The organism is Aurantibacillus circumpalustris (assembly GCF_029625215.1).
GTDB lineage: Bacteria > Bacteroidota > Bacteroidia > B-17B0 > Aurantibacillaceae > Aurantibacillus > Aurantibacillus circumpalustris.
In genome coordinates this window covers 1682780-1706078 of sequence record NZ_CP121197.1, presented here as the reverse complement: position 1 = coordinate 1706078, position 23299 = coordinate 1682780, and the positions used below count along the sequence as shown (strand labels likewise).

Sequence of the window (23299 nt, the reverse complement as noted above, 5' to 3'; positions counted from 1 at the left end):
AACACGAAATAATTAATGCACTAAGTCCGTCTTAGTAAAAATCCTAACAGGATAAAGAGCTGCAAAAAATCCAATAATCATTATCAATCCAAAAATCCAAACAAAATCTTTGAACTGCATCTCGATTGGATAATACGGTACAATAAATTCGCTGCCAAATTTTACAAGGTGAAACTGTATCTGCAACCAGCAAACCGTAATACCCAACAATAATCCTAAGGTAGCACCAATACCACTAATTAAAAAAGCTTCCCGCATAAAAATTCCACGTATCAACCCAAGATTGGCCCCCAAACTATGTAAGGTTTTTATGTCTTTGCGCTTCTCAATAATCAACATCGTTAATGCGCCTATTATATTAAAAGTGGCAATTACTAAAATGAAAGCGAGAATAATAAAGGTTGCTAATTTTTCCGTTTCTAGCGATTTAAATAAAACATCGTTTAACTGGTACCGATTTTTTATGACAAAACTATCACCTAATTTTTCTTTTAAAATTTCCTGAACGTTTTCAGCTTCACCCTGCTCACAAGAAATCTCGAGCGCACTCACTTTTTCAGGGAGATCGAATAATTCACGAGCAGTTTTAAGGCTTACAAAGGCGTACTGATAGTCCAACTCATCGTTCAATGAAAAAATACCACTAGGAGTGCAATAAATTTGATTAAGATTATCTTCAGGGTTCAAGCTGCTGCTCTTACCTTTTAAAGGACTAAACAAACTCAATTCATTTACAAACACATTAAAATTTACACTGAGTTGATTTGCAACTCCTCTTCCTAATAATATCTTTCGCGAACCTGAATCATTTAAACCATAAACTCCTTCAACAACGGCAGAATCGATAGCTGTAATTTTATTGAAATTCATGTCAACACCTTTAATAGACAACAAAGCTTGTTTGTCGACATTTTTTGCAAGAACCTTATCACTTAAACTTTGAGAAATAATTTTTACGCCCTGTATAGATTTTATTTCATCAATGAATTTTTTCGGAGCATCAAAATATTTCCCCTCAGCTGATGTAATTTTAATATCTGGCTCAAAGGTATTGTAAAGATTAGCAACAGTGTTGGTTAAGCCATTCATCGCCGAAAGAATAACAATAAGGGCTCCAGTTGTAACGGCAATCGCAATTATACTTATCCAACTAATAATATTAATTGCATTATTTGATTTTTTTGAAACAAGATAACGTTTGGCTATATAGAGAGAAACAGACATGGCTAAAATGGAAAAGGGAAGATGGAAGATGGAAAAAGGTGCAGAAATGACGGAAGATGGAAAATGGAAAATGGAAAATGGAAAAGAGAACTTGTTCGTGAAACTTTCTTTAACAATACTACATTTTCCATTTTACCTATTACATTTTACATTACTCATTTTTACCACTTACATTTTACATTACTGGTTTTTGCCTCTCACATTTTACATTATTTATTAAGCAGCTCTTCAATCTTCATCGCATAATCCAGAGAATCATCAATGTAAAACATTAATTCTGGTACTATTCTTAATTGTTTTCCGACAATTAACCCTAATTTTTTACGAATAACATTTGTCTGGCTTTCAATTAATTTAAAGACAAGCGTTTTATCTTTATTAGCCATAATACTCAAATACACTTTTGCCGAACTAAGATCCGGACTAACACGAACGGTGGTTACAGTTATAAAACCACCGCCAAAAAGTGAACGTGATTCACTTCTAAAAATTTCAGCTAATTCTTTCGCTAATAATTTATTTACTTTTTGCTGTCTAAGGCTCTCCATACTGCAAATGTACTCAGTTTTAAGGTAAATAAAGTAAATTTCAATAAAAGAAATCTACCATGCGATTCTCGAAGCATGTATATGCATTTATTTTTTAACTTTGCAGCCTATTAAAAGCCTATTAGCCGTATTTTATGAAACCAATTAAAAAATTAAGAAATAAGATTTTTGCTCTCATAAATCCGGGAAAAAAGGTCTATTGTCTTTATTGTAAAAAAACCTACCGTAAATTTTTACACGAAGGTGTAAAATCACCCATTTTTAAAAAATATAAAGTTGCAGGTGGCGGATATAAATTAAATGTTCAATGTCCAAATTGTTATTCTGTTGATAGATCGCGTTTACTCTATCTTTTCTTTCAACAAAGAACAGAAGTGTATAAAAAACCGACAAAAATTTTACATATTTCACCAAATAAAGAAATAGCAAACGTTCTTACTGGAAGCACCATCACGCAAATTGTTGGAACAATAGAGCCTGAACAATACATGGAATATAATCCTGTAAGACTTGATGTTCAAGAAATGGATTTTCCAGATAACTCTTTTGATGTTGTTATTTGTTGCCATGTTATAGAACATGTTGATGATGATGAAAAAGCAATGCGTGAAATATACAGAGTTTTAAAACCAGGCGGTTTTGGCGTATTGCAAGTGCCTCTAGCCATAAATCTCGAAAAAACATTGGAAGACAAAACTCTTACAACCGATAAACAAAGAAAAATTGCACACGGACAGGTTGATCATGTTAGACTTTACGGACTTGATTATTTTGACAAACTTAAAAAAACCGGCTTTCGTGTTGAAAGAGACAATCCATACGACAATAAATGGTTGCCGGAAGCCGAGTTAATAAGGCATCGCCTCGACAGAATTGAAGATGTAATTGTTGCTCACAAAGACTAAAGATTATAATATCGAATGCCAAAACTATTTGCGGTTCTTAAATACATTAAAGGTTATTGGAATTACGCTTCCCTTAACATTGGCTTCAATATTTTGTATTCTATTTTTTCTGTTATTTCAATCTCACTTGTTTTCCCTTTTTTAAAACTACTTAATGCAAATTATGCTGAACTATTAGTTCTCTATAACAAACCTGAGCCTAAGTTTTCTATCCTAAAACTAACAGGCTATTTACTTGACTCCTTTAATTATCAAATAACAAATATCATTTTCAGACTTGGTACAGATGAAAGCGAGTTAGCTGCTGGTAAGATTAAAGCCCTTTTATTTATTTGTCTGGTAGTGTTTACCATGACGTTCTTTAAAAATTTATTCCGCTACCTAGCCATGTTTTTTATTGCACCCATTCGCAATGGTGTGGTACGTGATTTGAGAAATAAATTGCACAAAAAAAGTTTAAACCTTCCACTAAGTTATTATAGTGATGAAAAAAAAGGGGATTTAATTAGTCGCATTACCAACGATGTTGTTGAAATTGAGTTTGGAATTATGACGAGCCTCGAAGTAATTTTTAGAGAGCCCCTAACAATCACTATGTTTCTGGGGGCTATGATTGCTATTAGTCCTGCACTTACTTTGTATGTGTTTTTACTTCTTCCTTTTGCTGCAATCTTTATTATTATTATTGGTAAAAGCCTTAAAAGATCTTCACAGAAAAGTAAAGAAACCCTTGGACATCTTTTTTCAATTCTTGATGAAACATTAGGCGGAATTAAAATTATTAAAGCATTTACAGGTGAAAGATTTATTCAACAAAAATTTGAATCCATTAATCAAACCTATTACAAACAAGCTTTATCTGTTTATCGTAAAACGGATCTCTCCTCACCCCTCACTGAAAGTGTTGTTGTTGGCGTATTAATGGTCATTTTATTTATTGGCGGAAGTATGGTTATTAATGGAACTGGTGGCCTTGATGCTGAAACATTCATATTGTACTTTGCCGCCGCGTCACAAATAATTCCACCTATCAAACAAATCACAGTGGCTTATGGATTTATTCAAAAGGGAGTTGCTAGTGAAGAACGTATTGATAAAATTTTGAATGCACCTCTCGTTATTGAAAATTCGGTAGATGCCAAAGAACTAAAACTTTTTAATGAAAAAATTGAATTTAGAAACGTTTCTTTCGCCTACAGAAAAGGAGATAGCGGTTATGTTTTAAAAGACATTTATCTCACCATTAAAAAAGGCCAAACGATAGCACTTGTAGGACAATCGGGCAGTGGTAAAACTACTCTTGCGGATATGATTCCACGATTTTATGATACAGACAATGGTTTACTATTAATCGATGATACAAACATAAAGCAACTTACCATTGAAAGTATTAGAAATCAAATAGGAATTGTTTCACAAGAAAGTATTTTGTTTAACGACACTGTTTTTAATAATATAGCGTTTGGACTTCAGAACATTAAAGAAACAGATGTTATTGAGGCTGCAAAAATTGCCAATGCGCACGAGTTTATAGAAAAACTTCCACAGGGTTATCACACAAATATTGGTGATCGCGGTGGTAAACTCAGTGGTGGTCAAAAACAAAGACTTTCTATTGCACGTGCCATACTCAAAGATCCTTCCATTTTAATTCTCGACGAGGCCACCTCAGCATTAGATACCGAAAGTGAAAGACTCGTTCAAGATGCCTTAAGCAATTTAATGAAAAACCGTACTAGCATTGTTATTGCACATAGACTTTCAACGATAGCCAACGCCGACGAAATTATTGTCATGCATAAAGGAGAAATTATCGAACGCGGCAATCACGCTGAACTCATAGCTCTTGATGGTACCTACAAAAAGCTTTGTGACATGCAGAGTTTTAAGTAGTCTCAATAAGTCCGCTAGTCTTAAGTCGATAGTCGGCACTGCAGACTGCTTTCTGCCACCCGCGCACGACGTTCTCTCAGTGTCCCTACGTGTCCTAAGTGCCTTAGTGGTTAAACTGCCAACTGAATACCGCCCACTACGTTTCTCTTATGTGCTCTTATGTTTCTTATATGGTTTAAACTTCCAACTGCTCCCCTTATTTGTCCTTATGTTCCTTATATGGTTTAATAGCTAGTAGGATTAACACCGCATTATCAATAACTCTTATCCACGAGCACTCCTTCTTACCCTTAAATCCTGTAACTTCAATGTATGAGTGGACAATTATTTATCGTACCAACACCCATTGGAAATCTTGAAGATATAACCCTTCGTGCCATTAACGTATTAAAATCAGCCGATCTTATCTTAGCAGAAGACACACGCACGTCTTCTTTTTTATTAAAACATTTAGAGATTTCAAAGCCTTTAAAATCCTATCACCAACACAATGAACATAAAATTTTAGAAGAACTTGTTTCTGCATTAAACTCAGGTAAAAACATTGCCCTCATTTCAGACGCAGGCACACCAGGTATTTCAGACCCTGGCTTTCTTTTAATTAGAGAAGCTATTGCTAATGATGTCACTATAATTTCTTTACCCGGCGCAACGGCCTTTGTTCCAGCGCTCGTAAACAGTGGCTTGCCTTGCAACGAATTTAGCTTCTATGGATTTCTTCCTCAAAAAAAAGGAAGACAAACGCGCTTAAAACTCTTAGCGCAAGAAGAAAAAACATTTATAGTTTACGAATCTCCGTTTCGTTTGGTTAAATTATTAGAAGAACTAAAAGAATATTTAGGTCCACAACGAAAAGCCTCCGTAAGCCGTGAAATCACTAAACTTTTCGAAGAAACAAAACGTGGAACTGTAGAAGAACTCATTGCATTTTATTCTCTCAAAACGGTAAAAGGTGAAATTGTAGTAGTTGTACAGGGAAGTAAAAATAGTGAAAACGAAGATGCCGAATAAATATCGCAATATCGGCACTCCACCTGGCACACTCAGCTATACCGGAACTGATTCGGGCTCAGTAAAAATAACACTCATAGAATTTAACGAACAAGAATTTCTTGAAAAGGAATTTTACGATTTTTCCGTTTGCACAAAACATCTGAAACCGAACATGGTGCAATGGATTAATGTAGAAGGTGTACACGATATTTCTTTGATTGAATCAATCGGAAAATTATACAACATCCATCCTCTCACGCTAGAAGACATCGTGCATCTGGATCAACGGCCTAAATTTGAAGATTACGAGCACTATGTTCTCGCAATCATGAAAATGATCATGTATAATAACGAAGTGCATTCAGAACAACTTTCCATCATTCTTGCCGATAACACGGTAATTTCTTTTCAAGAACCTCAAGGTGGAGATGCCTTTGATATTATAAGAGAGAGATTAAGGCAGTCGAAAGGTCGTGTTAGAAAACATGGCGCTGATTATTTGTTTTATGCTTTGATGGATGCTGTTGTGGATTATTATTTTCACACCATTGAAAAAATTGGTGATAAAGTTGGGCAAATAGAAGAACAAATAATTAAAGAGCCTAAACGTGAATCCCTCATAGAATTATACAAGCTTAAACGAGAAGTGATTTTTCTTCGTAAACAGGTTTGGCCTTTACGTGATATGCTGAGTAATTTGTTGCGCTCAGAATCGAATTATATTAATTCTGGCACGCTATTATTTTTTAGGGATCTACAAGATCACACAACACGTATAATTGATACGGTGGAGACGTATCGTGATCTTTTAAGTGGTATTATGGATATTTACCTGAGTACAAATGCCAATAAAATGAATGAGGTTATGAAAGTGCTAACAATTATGTCGAGCATTTTTATTCCTGTAACATTTATCGCAGGTGTTTACGGTATGAACTTTGAGTATATGCCCGAATTAAAATCTCCAATCGGATACGCTGCAGTATGGATAATAATGCTTGGCGTTATGGGTGGGTTGGTAATCTACTTTAAAAAGAAAAAATGGATGTAGTTTTATTTACTGAAAATAGGCTTAACCAATTTCAACTGCGTCAGGGTATTTCGCTTTCCAGTTTTTTAAACTTTCCTTTGTTCTTACAGTAATTACCGTACGCGCATCTATACGTAATTTTACTAAATAGGTGCTGCCTTTAATCTCGGATCTTTTTGCTATTGCTTTCGTTGCCATGTTATGACTTTATATTATTATGACACAAATAAACCCATTTACTTGGATTACTAACGTTAAAATACGTAAATAAATCGGTTCAAAGTGTGAAATAAATAAAAACGCTCCTAAATAGGAGCGTTTTTCTTATTTGTTTGACTTAAGTCTTGTTATTTTACCTGATTAATAACCGCTGCGAACGCCTCTGGGTGGTTCATAGCTAAATCAGCTAACACTTTACGGTTTAATTTTAAACCTTTTGCATTTAATTTTCCGATAAATTCAGAATAACTCATGCCGTGCTCTCTAACACCTGCATTAATACGTTGAATCCACAAACCACGCATAGTACGTTTTTTGTTTTTACGATCGCGGTATGCGTAAGTTAAACCTTTTTCAAGAGTGTTTTTGGCAATTGTCCAAACATTTCCTCTTGCACCCCAATAACCTTTGGTTAAATTAAGGATTTTTTTTCTGCGAGCCCTACTGGCTACGTGATTGACGCTTCTTGGCATTTCTTTTTTTAATTTGTTTTGAGATTTAGCGCTCAGTTAAGAGACTTTTTACTAAAACTCTGGTTAAACATTTTGTTTAATAACCGCTGAGGTAATTTTAAAGGATTTTTCGCTTAGATTCCTAACATGAATTTCACGTTCGGAGTATCTTGCTTGCTTACTAGTCCTGTCTTAGTTAAACCGCGTTTACGGTCTTTTTCCTTTTTGGTTAAGATGTGACTTTTGTAAGCATGCTTTCTTTTAATTTTACCTGTTCCAGTAAGCTGAAAACGCTTTTTAGCACTGGAATTAGTTTTCATTTTTGGCATGTCTTGCTATTTTTTAGGCGGCAAATATAGGGTTTTATTAGACTTATACAAAGAAATTTGTCAAAAAATCGCTTTTGTTAAGCGATTTTACTCAAAATCGTACTCATTTAATTGCCTCCAAAGCATATCTTTCAGCTCTACTAGATTTTTTTGGCTAGCAGACGAAAAGAAAATGTAGGGTACTTTGAGTTTGCCTTTTAGTTTCTTCTCCAAATCTTTACGCATTTCTTTTTCTAACTCATCATCCAGCATATCACTTTTACTGATAGCTAGAATGCGTTTTTTATCCAACAATTCAGGATTGAACTGCTTTAATTCATTTAATAAAATTTTATACTCTTCAACAATGTCCTTCGTATCACAAGGGACTAAAAAAAGTAAGGACGAGTTACGTTCAATGTGCCTTAAAAACCTTAAGCCGATCCCCTTTCCTTCATGCGCTCCTTCAATAATTCCCGGAATATCAGCCATCACAAAACTTTTGTAATCACGGTAACTTACAATTCCTAAATTAGGAACCAAGGTAGTAAAAGGATAATTCGCAATCTCTGGTTTAGCAGCGCTCACAACAGATAACAGTGTAGATTTTCCTGCATTTGGAAAACCAACCAAACCAACATCCGCCAAAACTTTTAACTCAAGAATTTTCCATTCCGTTTTACCAGGCTCCCCTGGTTGAGCAAATTGAGGACTCTGCAAAGTACTGTTCTTGAAATTCGCATTTCCTAAACCACCGCGACCGCCTTGTACAAGAATTACTTCCTGACCATCTTCTGTTATTTCAAATTGAATTTCACCAGTCTCTTCATCTCTGGCAACGGTTCCTAATGGCACTTCCAGGTATTCATCTTTTCCTTGTTTACCAGAACTATTGCTGCTCGAACCACCAACACCGGGCTCTGCAATAATATGCTTTCGGTACTTTAGATGAATTAAAGTCCACAATTGTTTGTTTCCCTTTAAAATAATATGTCCGCCTCGTCCGCCATTACCACCGTCCGGACCACCCATAGAAGTAAATTTATCACGGTGAAAATGAATGGATCCTGCTCCTCCTTTTCCCGTTCTGCAACAAATCTTTACGTAATCAACAAAATTGCTATTATCCATTTTTTAATTTAGTTCTAAAAACAAAAAAGCCCAATCCCACTTTAATAGAGAGATTAGGCTCTTGAATTCTAATTTATTATTTGCGCTTTTTATTCTTTGCAGTTGCTTTTTTTTCAAGTTTCTTAACTACTTTCTTCACTATTTTTTTTGCGACTTTCTTTTTTGCAACTACTTTTTTCGGGCTTGTTTTTTTAGGAGTCACTTTCTTTTTTGATGCTTTTTTGATTGGTTTCTTGGTAACTTTCTTAGAAGCTTTAGCAACTTTCTTCGCTGCTTTTTTAGGACCCGCTTTTTTTACCGGTTTCTTAGCAACAGCTTTTTTCACTGCAACTTTTTTCTTAGCTGACGCTTTTTTAGGAGATGATTTTTTTACAGGTGCCTTACTGCTACCTGCTGCCGATTGCTTACTGCTAACTGTTGACTGCTTACTTATTTTCACCTTCGCTCTTTTCTCTTCTTCTTCTTCAGCCTCTGCACGTTTGATGGCGTCAATCTCCAAAAGTAACTCAGGAGCAATATCATCTGCAACTTCAAAATCTTGAATCGTCAAATCCAAATGCTCTAAATCGGTTTCTAATGCTGTTAAATCCATCTCAGCATTTAAAAAAACAATGCGCTCTACTAACGATTTAAAAATTTCATCGATGGTGCCAATGCCATCTATTGAATGAAACTTACCTTGCTCGTGGTAATAATTTTTTAAAGGCAATGTTTTATTATTGTACTCTTGAATACGGCGACGAATAACGGTTTCATCACGATCATCTGGTCTACCACTATCTCTTCCGCGAAGTAATAATCGTTTTGTCAATTCTTCATCATCTACTTCTAAAGCTAACATACCGCTAATACCCGTTCCTTTTTTCTGCAAGAGATCATCCAAAGCTACCGCTTGTGCTGCTGTTCTCGGGAATCCATCAAATATAAATCCTTTGGCGTGTGTGTTTTCATCTAGTTTTGATTCAATCATACCAATTACAATTTCATCACTTACTAACTCACCTCTATCCATTATTTCTTTGGCTTTGGTACCAAGGCTTGTACCACGTGCGATCTCTGAACGCAAAATATCTCCGGTACTAAGGTGCACCAATCCATACTTACTGATCAGGTTTTCTGACTGTGTACCCTTTCCTGCTCCTGGAGGGCCAAATAAAACTATGTTCAACATTTTTTCCATTTTATTTTAAGCTAATACGTGAATCTCTTTTAAATTTCTTCCTAGTCCTTCGTAGTCCAAACCATATCCAACAACAAAATCATCTGGAATATTAAATCCAACATAATCCAACTGGTAATTCTTTTTGTAAGAAGCGGGTTTAAATAATATTGTTGCCGTTTTAATTTGTTTTACGTTTTTCTCTTTTAATATTTCTGTTAATCGTTCAAGCGTTAAACCACTGTCCACAATATCTTCAATAATAACAACACTTCGTCCACTTATGTCTTCATTTAAACCAATAAGTTCCGTTACGTTTCCACTGCTCGACATTCCAGTATAACTTGAAAGTTTTACAAATGAAATTTCACAAGGAATGGTTATTTCCTTCAAAAGATCTGCGGCAAACATAAACGAACCGTTTAAAACTGCCAAAAAAATCGGACACTCATCTTTAAGATCTGAATTTATTGCATCGGCAAGAACTTTTACAGCTTCTGCAATCTTTTGCCTATTAATGTATGGCTTAAACTGCTTATCCTTTATTGTTATAACCTTGCTCATAAAGTTTAGTGGATAACAAATATAACGGTTTTATCCGCATTTAGACAGTAGAAGTGTTTTTTTGCAAGATGTCTTAATACGGGTTATCCCGATTTTGTAGTTATTACGATTTCATAAAACCATTGTTCGCAATAAAATCCTTACAACTCCTTATATCGCAGACTTTGTTTTCCCAAAGTCTGTTTAGGTTTATTGAGATTGTTATCTTTGCGCCGTGGCAGAAATTGGAAAAAATACAGATCATGCAGCAGATCTACTGCTAAAAGGCAAATTGGTGGCGATCCCTACTGAAACGGTTTACGGTTTGGCGGCAAATGCGCTCAATGAAACCGCTGTACTTTCAATTTTCGAAGCCAAACAACGCCCCTTTTTTGACCCTTTGATTATACATGTTCATTCACGTGAAGCGGCAAAAAAATACGCGAATTTTAATGACCCAAGACTAATAAAGCTTGCTGACACCTTCTGGCCAGGACCTTTAACGCTGTTAGTTCCTAAAAAAGAAAACATTCCTGCTTTAGTAACGTCAGGGCTCGAGCAAGTAGCTGTGAGGGTTCCAGATCATTCGCTTACCCTAGAACTATTAAAGAAAATAGATTTACCACTTGCAGCACCAAGCGCCAATCCCTTCGGCTATGTGAGTCCTACCGAACCTCAACACGTAAATAAACAACTTAGCGATCAAGTAGATTATATTCTTGATGGTGGTTATTCCAATGTTGGCATTGAGTCAACTATTGTTGGCATTGAAGAAGATAAAGTATGTGTTTTTCGTTTGGGTGGATTAGCAATTGAAGAGATCGAAAAAGTTATTGGTAGTGTAGAATTACGACTTAATCAATCGAGTAACCCGAAAGCGCCGGGACAATTAAAAAATCATTACGCTCCAAAAAAGTCTTTGTTTATTGGGAATTTGGAGGATCTTATTCACGAACATAAAACAAAAAAGATAGCAGTTATTTGTTTTGGTGAAAGAATGATCGCTGAAAAAAATTGTGTGATATTCAATTTATCAAAAACAAAAAACCTTCATGAAGCAGCATTAAATCTTTTTAAGTTTTTAAGATTGGCCGACGATAGTGATTCTGAAGTCGTACTGTGCGAACTTTTACCAGATGAAGGTCTCGGCAGAGCTATCAATGACCGATTAAGAAGAGCGGCCACTAAATAAAGTTATTCTACAATTAATTTTCTAGAAACTGAATCCTTATTGCTTTTTACGTTTAGGGAATAAAGCCCAGGTCTTATGTTTGATAAGTCCAATTTAAATTCGCTTGAAAAAATAGTCTCCTCAACAATTAATTTTCCAGAAACGTCCGTGATTGAAATAACATAATCATCGCATGTGGCCAAACTAATATTCAATTTTTTTGAAACCGGATTCGGAAAATAATTAAATGCAATTTTATTGTCGTTTTCCTTAACAGACAATGGCGCCAAAGCTGTGTACCAGATCGGTGATGTTACGATCCACTGTCCATCACCCTGTTTTATTTCCGCAAAATAATAGTACTCCCTGTTTGACACAATATTTAAATCCGTAAAAGTTGTTGTATTATTTCCATTTAAAATATGGACGATACTCGCCCAAAGTCCGCCACTATTTTTATAACCTTTCCATATTTTTATTGTGTCGGCCTCTTCTCCGTCAGGATCATTATGAACAACATTAAACGTCGGATAAACGGTTCCGGAAATAATAGAGCCCATTATTGATCCATTCAAATTAAAATCAATTTTTGCATTTGAATCATCGCTGCCATAAAAATTCATTTGTTTCATAGCTGTATTTAAATTAGCGCGGCTCAATGAAGGAGCAATGATAACAAGTCTTCCGCCATTACTTCTTCCAAAATTCGTGTAATGATTATCATGATCGTAACCAATGCCTAAATGATAACCTTGATACAACATTTTCTTATAATAATTAAAATAATTTCCTTGCGAATAATCATTGTAATTAGTCATAGCGCTTGATGCCAATCCACTTCTTAAAGGCATTCCAACGATTGCACTATCGTAGGCTGCATTATAAGGTTTGTTCGAAAGAGCTGTAGCATAAGTGCCATCTGTTGTATAATCACTAAAATCAGGGTGCGCCAGATAAGCAAATGCATTTGGATTATTTTTTACTTTTTTAAAGATCCCATCATAATCTGTTTTTGCATTAAAAACATCGTAATTATTTCCTGATAAACCACCAACACCAGTCTCCCAACCTATCAATTGATTAAACCCGTAAATTAATACATGTCCGTTAAATTCTGACGACACACCATATTCCATTCCAAACAATGCCAAAAAGGATCCGTCTTGATTTGCAGTATTAGCCATCGTTAAGCCTGTTTGATAAAGCGGTTGTTTAAAGCCAGGGTTATGATTACTGGAGTAATGATTGTGTTCTGAAATTCCTAAAAAATCGAAATTGTTACTGAGTTTGGCATAACCATAACTTCCATCGGGTCTCCCAACACCTGAACTTACTGAGTCTTTGTTACCATCGCTGAATGCAGTATGTGCGTGAAGATTTCCAAAATAGTAATTATAATTTTGGGAGAATAAAACGCAATAAAAAAACAGAAAAACTATTAATGGATAAAGCGATCTCATAACCAAAAATAGCCAATAAAACTTTTTTTGAAAAATAAATTAGACGAAATTAATCTGTCGGTTTATTTTTTGTAGATCAGCGCTACCGCGTATGCATTCACGCCTTCGCCCTTTCCAACATAACCCAGTTTTTCGTTGGTAGTTGCTTTTATCGAAATGTCGTTTTCAGTTACTTCTAAAATTGGCGCGAGAACCTTTTGCATTTCTTTGATGTGTGGATTTATCTTTGGATCTTCTAAACTCAAGGTAGCGTCTACGTTACCTACAGCGTAGTTATTTTCCTTTAGCAAAGCAATGACTTCTTTTAATAAAAGTTTGCTATCGGCACCTTTGTATTTAGGATTTGTATTTGGAAAATGGAATCCTATATCCCTTAAGTTAGCTGCTCCCAATAAAGCATCACATATGGCATGTAAAAGCACATCTGCGTCGCTATGGCCAACACAGCCTTTGTCGAATTCGAGTTTAATTCCACCTAACCACAACTCTCTTCCCTCCCCTAGCGGGTGGACATCATAGCCGAAACCAATTCTAATATTTACACCCATTTAACTATTATTTTTAACCTTCAATGGCTCTTACACCAGGCAATGTTCCTTGTTCAATATATTCTAAAAGTGCGCCACCACCAGTACTCACATAACTTACTTGATCTGCTAAATGATATTTATTAATGGCAGCAACACTATCTCCACCTCCAATTAATGAGTAGGCGCCAGATTTAGTTGCCGCTACAATATCAAAGGCAGCTTGTTTAGTGCCATTTTCAAATTTGCTCATTTCAAAAACACCCATAGGTCCATTCCACAAAATAGTTTTAGATTTTTTAATAACTTCTCCAAAATATTCAATAGACTTTTTTCCAATATCCAATCCCATCCAGCCGTCTGGAATTTTATCAATACTTACTTCTTGTGTGTTTGCGTCATTCGAAAAACTGTCTGCAATCACCGCGTCCATAGGAATGCATAAGTTTACACCGTTTACCTTTGCTTTTGCAAGCAGTTCTTTTGCAACTTCTAAGCGGTCATCTTCGCACAAAGAATTTCCAATTTTTCCACCCAATGCTTTTATGAAAGTAAAAGCCATGCCACCGCCAATAATGATGTTATCTGCTTTGCTCATCAATTGCTCAATGATCATAATTTTATCGCTCACTTTTGCTCCACCAATAATCGCTGTAAAAGGCTTTTGAGTTTTGTTTAATACTTTATCAATACTAGCTATTTCATTCGCCATCACATAACCAAAACATTTAGATGCCGCGTCAAAATTATTTGCCATTATCGCTGTGGAAGCATGTGCCCGGTGCGCTGTACCAAAAGCATCATTTACATAAATGTTGCCATGTTGACTTAATTTTTTCGCAAAAACAGCATCACCTTTTTCTTCTTCTTTATAAAAACGTAAGTTTTCTAATAATAAAACTTCGCCTGGTTTTAGTGCTGAAGATTTCGCAAACGCCGCATCACTAATACAATCATCTGCAAACTGAACCAGTACACCTAATTGTTTGTTTACTTCGTTTACAATGTGCTTAAGAGAATATTTATTTGTTGGCCCATCTTTCGGGCGACCTAAATGACTCATTAACACAATACTTCCACCATCTTTTAAAATCTTTTTAAGTGTTGGAATTGCCGCTTGGATGCGTGTTGCATCAGTCACCTCAAATTTATCATTCAATGGCACATTAAAATCAACACGAACAACCGCGCGTTTATTGGAAAAATTTATAGAATCAACTGTTTTCATTCTTATTTTATAAAATTAAACTAATTTATTTAAAGCTGTTTTAAATGCTAAAACCGTTTTATCTAGGTCATCGTACGTATGCGCACTGCTTACAAAGCCAACTTCGTAACCACTAGGGCCAAGGTACACGCCGCTTTCTAACAAAGAATGGTAAAGTGTTTTAAAATAGCTCATGCTGTTGGCATCGATATCATCTGCATTCGAAATCTTTTCTTTCTCAGTAAAAGCAATCCAAAAAATAGAACCAAGATGAAACAACTTAAATAATTTAAATGGATTTATTTTATTTATTCCTTCTACCAAATACTTTGTTTTCTTTTCAAGATCAGCGTAAAAATTTTCTTTTAGACATTCTGAAAGCTGAGCGATCCCAGCTGTCATAGCTACAGGATTTCCGCTTAAAGTCCCTGCCTGATAAACATTTCCTTCTGGAGAAATACAAGCCATAATTTCTTTGTTGGCACCGTAAGCTCCAACAGGAAAGCCTCCTCCAATAATTTTTCCGTAAGTAATGATATCCGGTTGAATGTTATACAAACCAGCGGCACCACAAAAACTCATGCGGAATCCACTAATTACCTCATCAAAAATCAAAAGTGTTTTATTCTTAGTGCAAATTTCTCTTAGAAAAGTTAAAAATTCTTTGCCCTGCAATAACAGTCCATTATTAGCAGGTACCGGTTCAATAATTACACAAGCGATTTCATCTTTAAATTTTAAGAATGCTTCTTCAACAGCACTTTTATTATTGAGTTGCACCGTAATTGTTTCGTTTACAAAACTCTCTGGAACACCTGCACTGCTTGAATTTCCAAAAGTAACGAGTCCGCTTCCTGCCTTCACTAATAGCGAATCCACGTGTCCATGGTAACAACCTTCAAATTTTAAAATTTTATTGCGTTTTGTAAACCCTCTCGCTAAACGAATAGCACTCATTACTGCCTCAGTTCCGCTGCTTACAAAGCGAATCTTTTTAATAAACGAATTATTTAATAAAATTAATTCTGCGAGTTCGTTTTCCAATTGCGTTGGGGCGCCAAACGAGGTGCCTTTGCGCATGGTTTTATCTACTGCATTTAAAACGCCATCATGAGCATGCCCCAAGATAAGCGGTCCCCAACTACAACAATAATCTATGTACTCATTCCCATCTGCATCCCAAATGTGCGAACCTTTACCTTTTTCAATAAATAAAGGATTTCCACCCACACTTCTAAACGCTCTAACCGGTGAATTAACACCACCGGGAAAATAATTTTTTGCTCTTTCAAAAAGCTCAGCCGATTTTTTAGTCTCCATAAAGTCCGGCAAAATTATGATTTTATCCCCTTGCGGCCGCAAAAATTTTCAACACTGAGATAAAGAGGTTCTAAGGTAAAGCATACACTGTTCAACACGGAGATACCGAGGCACTGGGGTACAGAGGAAATTTAGAAAAATTTATGGAACTTTTTTACTCCGTCAAAACTATGTTAAAACCAAGTGCAGCGAAGTGCGTCTTCCCAAAAAACACGAAGAATACATTCATATTTCTAACTAAATAAGTAGAAAAAACTCTCCATGCCTCTGGGCCTCTGTCACTAAGTGTTAAAACCAAGAACAGCGCAGCGGCTCTTCCCAAAATAGCACGACCATTGTATTGATATTTTTAACTAAAGGAACAGAAAAGCCCCTCCGTGCCTCTGAGCCTCTGTCTCTCCGCGTTAAAACTAAGAGCAGCAAAGCTGCTCTTCCCCTAACAGAAGGGCATTTTAACGATTATTAAAAACTGTTAAAGAAAAAAATCCTTATACTTGTGGCTCAATAATTGAAGATCATTTAAACAAATCAAGCTAATGAAAAAACTACTTTTATCTTTATTCGCATTATCTCTTTTTTCTTTTATCACTTTAAATGGTGATGGCGATAAAATTCCTTCTGCTACAGTTAAAACTTTAGATGGTAGTAAAATAAACTCTAGCACATTTAGCAACAATGGAAAACCTATTATCATTAGCTTTTGGGCTACCTGGTGCAAGCCTTGCAAAAAAGAATTAGACGCAATTGCTGAAAACTATACCGAATGGCAAAAAGAAACAGGTGTAAAACTAATCGCTATTTCAATTGATGATGCTCGTAGCTCAGGAAAAGTTGTTACCGATGTAAAATCTAAGGGTTGGGAATACGAAGTGTATATCGACGAAAACCAAGATTTTAAACGTGCTATGAACGTTAACAATGTTCCGCATACATTTATCGTGGATGGTAACGGGAAGATTGTTTGGAGTCACAACTCTTATACAGAAGGTGATGAAGAAAAACTTTACGAAAATGTGAAAAAAATCGCTGCAGGCGAAGCTTTAACGCATTAATTAAGGCAAATAAATTTTGTTATTAAGGCAAAAAATCCCTTAATTTGCCTCATGTTAAAAAAACACAATAGAAGTAGCTTAACGGCTACTTTTTTAATTCTATTATTTCTTGCGACTTACCAATATCAAGCGCAAACCGACATGGGTTCTGTTCATGGAAATTTCCAGATTGATGCGCAGTACTATAATCCTGACAGTTTAATTGGGGCTCCAAAAGTACCAGAAAAAATGCTTTCTAATGCATTTGGAAACATCAATTACCAGCGGGGAAAATTCTCAGCAGGTGTTCGTTATGAAGCCTATAATAATGTCATGCAAGGTTTTGATTCTCGCTACAAAGGACAAGGCATTGCCAATCGTTTTGCAAGGTATCAAGATCAATTGTTGGATATTACTGTTGGAAATATATACGAGCAGTTTGGAAGTGGTTTATTATTTAGAACCTATTACGAGCCAGGTCTTCTGTATGACAACTCTTTAGATGGGATTCGTGTTATCTCAAATCCTTTCAAAGGAATCACGTTAAAAGCTTTAGCTGGTAAACAAAGATCCTTTTTCACCGTTGGCCCTGGTATTGTTAGGGGCATTGATGGAGAAGTAAATATTAATGATCTCTTTGATTCCTTATTGGCTAATCTAAAAACGAAAGTAATTATTGGTGGAAGTTTTGTTAGTAAGAACCAGGTAGACGCCGACCCCGACTTTAACTTGCCAGAAAATGTAGGTTCATATGGCGGTAGGATTAACATCATTCGAGGAGGCTTTAGTTTTTTTGGTGAATATGTACAAAAAGAAAATGATCCAAGTGCAAGTAATTATGCTTTTGTAGAAGGTGAGAAATATTATAGCTATAAACAAGGTGAAGCTGCCTTTGTTTCTGCTTCCTATGCCACCAGGGGTATTTCATTTTTACTACAAGGAAAAAGGGTTGATAACATGAGTTTCAGAAGTGATAGAGATGCTACCTTACAAAACCTTCTAATTAATTATTTACCTGCTACCACAAGACAACACACTTACCTCATGCCTGCTTATAGTCCATACGCCACTCAACCCAATGGTGAGGTTGGTGGTATGGCAGAGGTTCAATTTAATTTTAAAAAAGGCAGCCGAATTGGTGGAAAATATGGCATGGACATTACTATTAATTACTCTCAGGCAAGTGGCCTTAAAAAAATTGGCGTGAGCGATAGCACTACAACATCCAAATTGTATAAAACTAAATATTCTGAAATAGGAGATTTATATTACAGCGATTTCTTTGTTGAGGTTAATAAGAAATTTAGCAAAAAATTCAAAGGGACATTTATGTATTGCAAACAGTTTTACGATAAAAACATTATTCAGTTTGGATCGCCATTTGCTGGCTATAACAACATTTCCTCTCATATTGGGGTGATTGACCTGACATATAAATACAAAAACAATTCAGCTTTGCGTCTTGAGGTGCAAGGTTTGTTTAGAGATAACAAAGATACTTTAAATTTAGGCAGTTGGGCTTCTGCGCTTATTGAATGGTCTCCAAGTACGAATTGGTTTATTGCAGTACTCGATCAATACAATTATGGAAACCCTGTTAATCAATTAAAATTGCATTATTTTTTAATAACTGCCGGTTACACGAAGGGACCACACCGAATTTCTATGAGCTACGGTAAACAAAGAGCTGGGATATTTTGTGTGGGTGGAGTGTGCAGAAACGTGCCAGCATCTAATGGTTTGGCTATTTCAATTACCAGCAGTTTTTAGTATATTTGTTATAAGAACCAATAGAAATGAAAAAGTTAATCGCCTATTCAATCATTGCAATAAGTATTATTGTAGCCTCTTGCGATAAGATCAAAGTTGCTCCTCAAAATACTACAGCTAAACCAAATACAAGAAAAATACTTTTAGAGGACTATACGGGGCATCAATGCGGTAACTGTCCCGCGGCGGCAGGAGTTGCTGAAAATCTTTCTGAGAAATACGGTGATAAACTCATTGTAATAGCTGTTCACGCAGGTTTTTTCACCAAATTAAATTCGACCTATGTAACTTCTTATACGTGTGAAGCTGGAAATGACTGGGACGCGTCCACTGGATTCGGTATTAGTGGCGGAGCAGGAAATCCTAACGGAATGATCAACAGAAAAAACTATGCGGACAATGGAAGAATTCAAAAAGAAACCAAATGGTCTACAAGTGTTTCTCTTGCATCAAATGATATTGAATTTTGTGACTTAACTCTAAATGCGAATTATGATGCTGTAAACAGAAAATTAAATACCACTGTAAAAACTAAATTCAGAAGGCATTACGACAATAAGACAAAAATTTCGGTTGTATTGACTGAGGACAGTATTATTGGACCTCAAAAAGACTATTCTAAAAATCCTGATTTAGTTCCTAACTATACGTTTATGCATCTTTTAAGAGGTAGTATAAATGGCTCGTGGGGCGCCGATCTTTTGAGTTCTGCAAAATACCAAGATTCGGTAATTGTTTCTTATCCTAACTTTAGTATTAATCCAAAATTTGTAGACAAAAACGTTTCTGTTGTAGCCTTTGTTTATGACGACGTCACGAAAGAAGTTCTTCAAGTTGAAAAAGTAAAAATTCGTTAATCAAATTTAAACTCTAACAAAAAAGGCTATTCAAATTGAATAGCCTTTTTTGTTAATACTGTTCTTTATCACTAGGGAAGTCTCTGCTTTTAACATCAATGATGTATTGCTCAAAGGCATTACCCATACTTTCGTAAAGATTCAAATAACGACGTAAAAAACGCGGACTAAACTCGTGGTTCATTCCTAACATATCGTGCGTTACTAGCACTTGTCCGTCAACACCACCACCAGCACCAATTCCTATCACCGGAATAGATATACTTTCGGATACTTTTTGCGCTAAAGATGCTGGAATTTTCTCGAGTACCAAAGCAAAACAACCGTATTGTTCTAAAAGCTTTGCATCTTCCATTAGGCGTTCTGCTTCTTCTTCTTCTTTAGCTCTGACAGTATACGTGCCAAATTTATAAATACTTTGTGGTGTCAATCCTAGATGTCCCATCACAGGAATGCCTGCAGTTAAAATTCTTTCAATACTTTCTTTTACTTCTTTTCCACCCTCAAGTTTAACGCCATGCGCACCACTCTCTTTCATTATTTTTATTGCAGAACTTAAAGCTTCTTTTGAATTAGCTTGATACGATCCAAACGGAAGATCAACAATTACCAGCGAACGTTTAGTGGCTCTTACCACGCTGCTTGCATGATAGATCATTTGATCCAAAGTAATAGGTAACGTTGTTTCATGACCAGCCATCACATTACTGGCACTATCTCCAACTAAAATAACGTCAATGCCGGCGCTGTCGATAATTTTTGCCATTGTATAGTCATAGGCTGTTAGCATAGCGATTTTCTCACCCCGTTTTTTCATTTCAAGCAACACGTTTGTTGTTACTTTTTTTATTTCCCTATGAACCGACATTGTTTGTGATTTTGAAACAAAATTAAATAAAAAACCCAACCCGTAAAGGGTTGGGTCATAAATGAGTTAGGTATAGCTTAGAATCCCTGTTTGTCGGTTATTTTATGCTCTATTAATAAACCAACACATGCAGCATCTGCCGATTTGTGTTTGTCTTTTTCAGTGGCACCTTGTGGCACCACAACTTCTATAACCAACTGACGGGTACTCACACTTTGAAATTCAAACACCTGAACATCTTCAGCTGCTTTGTTATCAAATAACATTTCATTTGTGCGACCATCAAAAATTTTATAGTTAACCTTTTCCCCTAAAATTGTTTCGCAACAAACGGAGATTCTATAATCCATGCCTTTATAAATCACGCAACGCAATTTTGAAACCATACCTTGGTTAAACAAACCACTTTTGCTTTGTGCGTTGTACTGCCAGCTTCCGCCCTTTGCATCATCAAAGACGCAAAATTTTCTGTGGAACTGACCGCAAACTGCTGTTTGTGAAAATAGAGAAGTGCTTAACGCAGTCACTAATATAAATGATAAAAAGTATTTCATGATTTTACTATTATTTAGTTAAAGTGTAAGAGTTACGAATGGATTTAATTTTACCAATGATATCGTTATATACTGCTTCAGAAATAACAAGCTGTTTGCCACCACCTAATGTTGCAGCATTGTCACTATGGCCTTTTAAAGGTTTAGCGTCTTGTTCCCCAATTTTATTGAACTCAGCAAGTAATCCTTCAAAATCTCCCTTAACACTCATAACATTAGGATCTGCTTCATGTTTTTTAAGAAACTCAATTAGGTTCTCTAAAGTGTATTTTTGATCTGCTAACCGCTCAATAACGGGACTATCCGCTTTGTATTTAGCAAGATTAACTGCAATATAAATACTCTCAAGCCAACCACCTGCCACAACAAGTGCTAGGGTTGGCCCTTGTCGGCTATCCTCAAGAGCCTCGAAAGAAGAAAAATAAACGTCGTCTGTAATTACAGCTAATGAATCAGGCGAACCAATATTACTTTCCAATCTCTTTAAAACTTCAGGTTTGATAGCAGTTGAAACACCAATTTGATCACCCATAACCTTTACGGTCTTAAAATATTTTAGGGACTCAGATCCTATTTCAAAAATTGAGCAATAACTAAGATCACAGCTATAAATACCAAAATTTAAAGCTTTTAACTTAGCATCTGTGTAATTTTTTTCATTTGAAGGTGGGTTCAAAAAAGAAACATCTTTGTTTGTTTTTCCACCAACCATTTTAATAAAAGTGAGCATTTCCCCTGGTGAGGGTACTTGAAAGAACGTTTCAGAAACAGGTCCTGTTTTTGGTTCTTCAACTCCGGTAGAATCAACTGAATCGTTGTCATCAGTTTTTTCTCCACCGCCACAACTGCTTAGTGAGAAGGCGGTAAATGCAGACAAAAATAATAGCGTTAATTTATTCATTTTTTAAAGATATAGTTTTTAGTTAGCTTTTAATAATTTATTTACTAAGTCAGCTGCTTCATGAAACTCAATGGCAGAATACACTTTTAACCCTGATTCATCAATTAATTTCTTTGCTAGCTCAGCATTTGTTCCTTGTAAACGTACAATAATTGGAACATGAATTGTACCCATGTTTTTATATGCATCTACAATTCCCTGAGCAACACGGTCGCAACGAACTATTCCGCCAAAAATATTCACAAGAATAGCTTTTACGTTTTTATCTTTTAAGATGATACGAAATGCCTTTTCAACCCTCTCTGCGTTAGCTGTTCCGCCAACATCTAAGAAATTCGCTGGTTCGCCACCACTTAATTTGATAATATCCATAGTTGCCATAGCAAGACCGGCACCATTTACCATACATCCAACATTTCCGTCTAATTTTACGTAGTTTAATTCTGCGTTCCTGGCCTCTACGTCAATTGGATCTTCTTCGGTAATATCTCGCATTTTTTCATAATCAGGATGACGGAATAAGCCGTTATCGTCAAACGAAACTTTACTATCAACGGCGATAATTTTATCATCACTCGTTTTTAACACCGGATTAATTTCGAACAAAGAAGCATCAATGCTTTCATAGGCCTTATAAAGTGATGTTACAAACTTTACCATTTCCTTAAAAGCATTACCACTTAAACCTAAGTTAAACGCAATTTTACGAGCTTGAAAGGCTTGCAACCCTACTCTCGGATCAATTTCTTCTTTCCATATTTTTTCAGGAGTATGTTCAGCAACATGTTCAATATCCATGCCTCCCTCTGTGCTGTAAATTATGGTGTTACGCCCCTTAGAACGATCAAGTAACACGCTCATATAAAATTCTTTCGTAGGTGAAGCACCAGGATAATAAACGTCTTGCGTAATCAAAACCTTGCTAACCAACTTCCCTGTAGCACTTGTTTGAGGGGTAATTAAGTGCATTCCTAAGATATTTGATGCTTTTTCTTTTACCTCATCTAAATTTTTTGCAAGCTTTACGCCACCGCCTTTACCTCTACCCCCAGCATGTATTTGAGCTTTAACAACAACCCAGTCACTATTGTATTTTACCTTTAATTCTTTTGCTGCATCAACAGCCTGCTCTGGTGTTTCTGCAACAATTCCTTCCTGAATAGCTACGCCAAAACTTTTTAAGATACTTTTTCCCTGATACTCGTGTATATTCATAAATAGAAATTAT

25 protein-coding genes are annotated in these 23299 nt (G+C 35.8%); 9 read left to right on the top strand and 16 right to left on the bottom strand.

What is annotated here, in order from left to right; all coding sequences use genetic code 11:
* Positions 1-12: 12 nt before the first annotated feature.
* Positions 13-1224: an FtsX-like permease family protein gene (locus P2086_RS07180; protein ID WP_317899767.1), complete on the bottom strand. Its 1212-nt coding sequence runs from the start codon at positions 1222-1224 to the stop codon at positions 13-15.
* Positions 1225-1231: 7 nt separating this feature from the next.
* Between P2086_RS07180 and P2086_RS07175 the strand changes: the two genes are divergently transcribed.
* Positions 1232-1444, top strand: a complete 213-nt coding sequence (locus P2086_RS07175; protein WP_317899766.1) for a hypothetical protein — start codon at positions 1232-1234, stop codon at positions 1442-1444.
* Here the strand turns inward: P2086_RS07175 and rbfA are convergent.
* The gene (gene rbfA / locus P2086_RS07170; protein ID WP_317899765.1) at positions 1434-1772 is read right to left on the bottom strand and encodes a 30S ribosome-binding factor RbfA; all 339 of its coding nucleotides are present in this window, start codon (positions 1770-1772) and stop codon (positions 1434-1436) included. The genes P2086_RS07175 and rbfA overlap by 11 nt on opposite strands.
* A 134-nt stretch (positions 1773-1906) precedes the next feature.
* Between rbfA and P2086_RS07165 the strand changes: the two genes are divergently transcribed.
* The 4 genes from P2086_RS07165 to corA all read left to right on the top strand — a co-directional run bounded on the left by P2086_RS07165 (position 1907) and on the right by corA (position 6614).
* Entirely contained in the window at positions 1907-2677 is a 771-nt protein-coding gene (locus tag P2086_RS07165) for a methyltransferase domain-containing protein (protein ID WP_317899764.1), read from the top strand.
* A gap of 15 nt (positions 2678-2692) precedes the next feature.
* A complete protein-coding gene (locus tag P2086_RS07160; protein ID WP_317899763.1) occupies positions 2693-4570 on the top strand; it encodes an ABC transporter ATP-binding protein in 1878 nt (625 codons plus the stop codon).
* A 312-nt stretch (positions 4571-4882) separates the two neighbouring features.
* Positions 4883-5581: a 16S rRNA (cytidine(1402)-2'-O)-methyltransferase gene (gene rsmI, locus P2086_RS07155; protein ID WP_317899762.1), complete on the top strand. Its 699-nt coding sequence runs from the start codon at positions 4883-4885 to the stop codon at positions 5579-5581.
* Positions 5559-6614, top strand: a complete 1056-nt coding sequence (gene corA / locus P2086_RS07150; protein ID WP_317899761.1) for a magnesium/cobalt transporter CorA — start codon at positions 5559-5561, stop codon at positions 6612-6614. Before rsmI ends, corA begins: the two co-directional genes overlap by 23 nt.
* 21 nt (positions 6615-6635) lie before the next feature.
* Here the strand turns inward: corA and P2086_RS07145 are convergent, their stop codons facing one another.
* From P2086_RS07145 to hpt, 6 genes are all read right to left on the bottom strand, one after another.
* Positions 6636-6791: a hypothetical protein gene (locus tag P2086_RS07145; protein ID WP_317899760.1), complete on the bottom strand. Its 156-nt coding sequence runs from the start codon at positions 6789-6791 to the stop codon at positions 6636-6638.
* Between the two features lie 149 nt (positions 6792-6940).
* Complete coding sequence (gene rplT / locus P2086_RS07140) at positions 6941-7285, bottom strand: 50S ribosomal protein L20 (RefSeq protein WP_317899759.1); 345 nt, start codon at positions 7283-7285, stop codon at positions 6941-6943.
* A 113-nt stretch (positions 7286-7398) separates the two neighbouring features.
* On the bottom strand, positions 7399-7593 hold the full coding sequence (gene rpmI / locus P2086_RS07135; protein ID WP_317899758.1) for a 50S ribosomal protein L35: 195 nt from the start codon (positions 7591-7593) through the stop codon (positions 7399-7401).
* Positions 7594-7680: 87 nt separating this feature from the next.
* Entirely contained in the window at positions 7681-8703 is a 1023-nt protein-coding gene (obgE, locus tag P2086_RS07130; protein ID WP_317899757.1) for a GTPase ObgE, read from the bottom strand.
* Positions 8704-8779: 76 nt separating this feature from the next.
* Positions 8780-9883 carry an adenylate kinase gene (locus P2086_RS07125; protein ID WP_317899756.1) on the bottom strand — a complete coding sequence of 368 codons (1104 nt, stop codon included), beginning with the start codon at positions 9881-9883 and terminating at the stop codon, positions 8780-8782.
* Positions 9884-9889: 6 nt separating this feature from the next.
* Positions 9890-10426 (bottom strand): hypoxanthine phosphoribosyltransferase, encoded by a 537-nt coding sequence (hpt, locus tag P2086_RS07120; protein ID WP_317899755.1) that lies wholly within the window; start codon positions 10424-10426, stop codon positions 9890-9892.
* Between the two features lie 214 nt (positions 10427-10640).
* Here hpt and P2086_RS07115 point away from each other — a divergent pair, with 214 nt between their 5' ends.
* Positions 10641-11597 (top strand): L-threonylcarbamoyladenylate synthase, encoded by a 957-nt coding sequence (locus tag P2086_RS07115; protein ID WP_317899754.1) that lies wholly within the window; start codon positions 10641-10643, stop codon positions 11595-11597.
* A 2-nt stretch (positions 11598-11599) separates the two neighbouring features.
* Here P2086_RS07115 and P2086_RS07110 read toward each other — a convergent pair whose 3' ends face one another.
* The 4 genes from P2086_RS07110 to hemL form a co-directional block, all read right to left on the bottom strand.
* Positions 11600-13036, bottom strand: a complete 1437-nt coding sequence (locus P2086_RS07110) for a T9SS type A sorting domain-containing protein (RefSeq protein WP_317899753.1) — start codon at positions 13034-13036, stop codon at positions 11600-11602.
* A gap of 62 nt (positions 13037-13098) precedes the next feature.
* Positions 13099-13584, bottom strand: coding sequence for a 2-C-methyl-D-erythritol 2,4-cyclodiphosphate synthase (gene ispF, locus P2086_RS07105; RefSeq protein ID WP_317899752.1), 486 nt, complete (start codon positions 13582-13584; stop codon positions 13099-13101).
* Between the two features lie 13 nt (positions 13585-13597).
* Positions 13598-14791, bottom strand: a complete 1194-nt coding sequence (locus P2086_RS07100) for a phosphoglycerate kinase (protein ID WP_317899751.1) — start codon at positions 14789-14791, stop codon at positions 13598-13600.
* Between the two features lie 15 nt (positions 14792-14806).
* Entirely contained in the window at positions 14807-16090 is a 1284-nt protein-coding gene (gene hemL, locus P2086_RS07095) for a glutamate-1-semialdehyde 2,1-aminomutase (RefSeq protein ID WP_317899750.1), read from the bottom strand.
* 536 nt (positions 16091-16626) lie between these two features.
* Between hemL and P2086_RS07090 the strand changes: the two genes are divergently transcribed.
* From P2086_RS07090 to P2086_RS07080, 3 genes are read left to right on the top strand one after another with little or no spacing between them, the layout of a single operon-like run.
* Complete coding sequence (locus tag P2086_RS07090) at positions 16627-17142, top strand: TlpA family protein disulfide reductase (RefSeq protein WP_317899749.1); 516 nt, start codon at positions 16627-16629, stop codon at positions 17140-17142.
* Positions 17143-17193: 51 nt separating this feature from the next.
* Entirely contained in the window at positions 17194-18891 is a 1698-nt protein-coding gene (locus P2086_RS07085; protein WP_317899748.1) for a DUF6029 family protein, read from the top strand.
* A 26-nt stretch (positions 18892-18917) separates the two neighbouring features.
* Positions 18918-19748, top strand: a complete 831-nt coding sequence (locus P2086_RS07080; protein WP_317899747.1) for an Omp28 family outer membrane lipoprotein — start codon at positions 18918-18920, stop codon at positions 19746-19748.
* Between the two features lie 52 nt (positions 19749-19800).
* Here the strand turns inward: P2086_RS07080 and panB are convergent, their stop codons facing one another.
* From panB to sucC, 4 genes are all read right to left on the bottom strand, one after another.
* Positions 19801-20616: a 3-methyl-2-oxobutanoate hydroxymethyltransferase gene (panB, locus tag P2086_RS07075; RefSeq protein ID WP_317899746.1), complete on the bottom strand. Its 816-nt coding sequence runs from the start codon at positions 20614-20616 to the stop codon at positions 19801-19803.
* Between the two features lie 77 nt (positions 20617-20693).
* The gene (locus tag P2086_RS07070) at positions 20694-21170 is read right to left on the bottom strand and encodes a hypothetical protein (RefSeq protein ID WP_317899745.1); all 477 of its coding nucleotides are present in this window, start codon (positions 21168-21170) and stop codon (positions 20694-20696) included.
* Between the two features lie 10 nt (positions 21171-21180).
* Positions 21181-22071, bottom strand: coding sequence for a hypothetical protein (locus tag P2086_RS07065; protein ID WP_317899744.1), 891 nt, complete (start codon positions 22069-22071; stop codon positions 21181-21183).
* Positions 22072-22089: 18 nt separating this feature from the next.
* Positions 22090-23286, bottom strand: a complete 1197-nt coding sequence (sucC, locus tag P2086_RS07060; protein ID WP_317899743.1) for an ADP-forming succinate--CoA ligase subunit beta — start codon at positions 23284-23286, stop codon at positions 22090-22092.
* Between the last annotated feature and the right edge of the window lie 13 nt (positions 23287-23299).

Bases quoted from the DNA above. Each gene is read 5' to 3' on its own strand.
- hemL (WP_317899750.1), bottom strand. From the start codon at position 16,090: ATGGAGACTAAAAAATCGGCTGAGCTTTTTGAAAGAGCAAAAAATTAT.
- panB (WP_317899746.1), bottom strand. From the start codon at position 20,616: ATGTCGGTTCATAGGGAAATAAAAAAAGTAACAACAAACGTGTTGCTT.
- P2086_RS07145 (WP_317899760.1), bottom strand. From the start codon at position 6,791: ATGGCAACGAAAGCAATAGCAAAAAGATCCGAGATTAAAGGCAGCACC.
- P2086_RS07125 (WP_317899756.1), bottom strand. From the start codon at position 9,883: ATGGAAAAAATGTTGAACATAGTTTTATTTGGCCCTCCAGGAGCAGGA.
- P2086_RS07085 (WP_317899748.1), top strand. From the start codon at position 17,194: ATGTTAAAAAAACACAATAGAAGTAGCTTAACGGCTACTTTTTTAATT.
- sucC (WP_317899743.1), bottom strand. From the start codon at position 23,286: ATGAATATACACGAGTATCAGGGAAAAAGTATCTTAAAAAGTTTTGGC.
- P2086_RS07110 (WP_317899753.1), bottom strand. From the start codon at position 13,036: ATGAGATCGCTTTATCCATTAATAGTTTTTCTGTTTTTTTATTGCGTT.
- P2086_RS07165 (WP_317899764.1), top strand. From the start codon at position 1,907: ATGAAACCAATTAAAAAATTAAGAAATAAGATTTTTGCTCTCATAAAT.
- P2086_RS07070 (WP_317899745.1), bottom strand. From the start codon at position 21,170: ATGAAATACTTTTTATCATTTATATTAGTGACTGCGTTAAGCACTTCT.
- P2086_RS07065 (WP_317899744.1), bottom strand. From the start codon at position 22,071: ATGAATAAATTAACGCTATTATTTTTGTCTGCATTTACCGCCTTCTCA.
- rpmI (WP_317899758.1), bottom strand. From the start codon at position 7,593: ATGCCAAAAATGAAAACTAATTCCAGTGCTAAAAAGCGTTTTCAGCTT.
- P2086_RS07090 (WP_317899749.1), top strand. From the start codon at position 16,627: ATGAAAAAACTACTTTTATCTTTATTCGCATTATCTCTTTTTTCTTTT.
- hpt (WP_317899755.1), bottom strand. From the start codon at position 10,426: ATGAGCAAGGTTATAACAATAAAGGATAAGCAGTTTAAGCCATACATT.
- rplT (WP_317899759.1), bottom strand. From the start codon at position 7,285: ATGCCAAGAAGCGTCAATCACGTAGCCAGTAGGGCTCGCAGAAAAAAA.
- ispF (WP_317899752.1), bottom strand. From the start codon at position 13,584: ATGGGTGTAAATATTAGAATTGGTTTCGGCTATGATGTCCACCCGCTA.
- P2086_RS07100 (WP_317899751.1), bottom strand. From the start codon at position 14,791: ATGAAAACAGTTGATTCTATAAATTTTTCCAATAAACGCGCGGTTGTT.
- obgE (WP_317899757.1), bottom strand. From the start codon at position 8,703: ATGGATAATAGCAATTTTGTTGATTACGTAAAGATTTGTTGCAGAACG.
- P2086_RS07180 (WP_317899767.1), bottom strand. From the start codon at position 1,224: ATGTCTGTTTCTCTCTATATAGCCAAACGTTATCTTGTTTCAAAAAAA.
- P2086_RS07160 (WP_317899763.1), top strand. From the start codon at position 2,693: ATGCCAAAACTATTTGCGGTTCTTAAATACATTAAAGGTTATTGGAAT.
- P2086_RS07080 (WP_317899747.1), top strand. From the start codon at position 18,918: ATGAAAAAGTTAATCGCCTATTCAATCATTGCAATAAGTATTATTGTA.
- rsmI (WP_317899762.1), top strand. From the start codon at position 4,883: ATGAGTGGACAATTATTTATCGTACCAACACCCATTGGAAATCTTGAA.
- rbfA (WP_317899765.1), bottom strand. From the start codon at position 1,772: ATGGAGAGCCTTAGACAGCAAAAAGTAAATAAATTATTAGCGAAAGAA.
- P2086_RS07175 (WP_317899766.1), top strand. From the start codon at position 1,232: ATGGAAAAGGGAAGATGGAAGATGGAAAAAGGTGCAGAAATGACGGAA.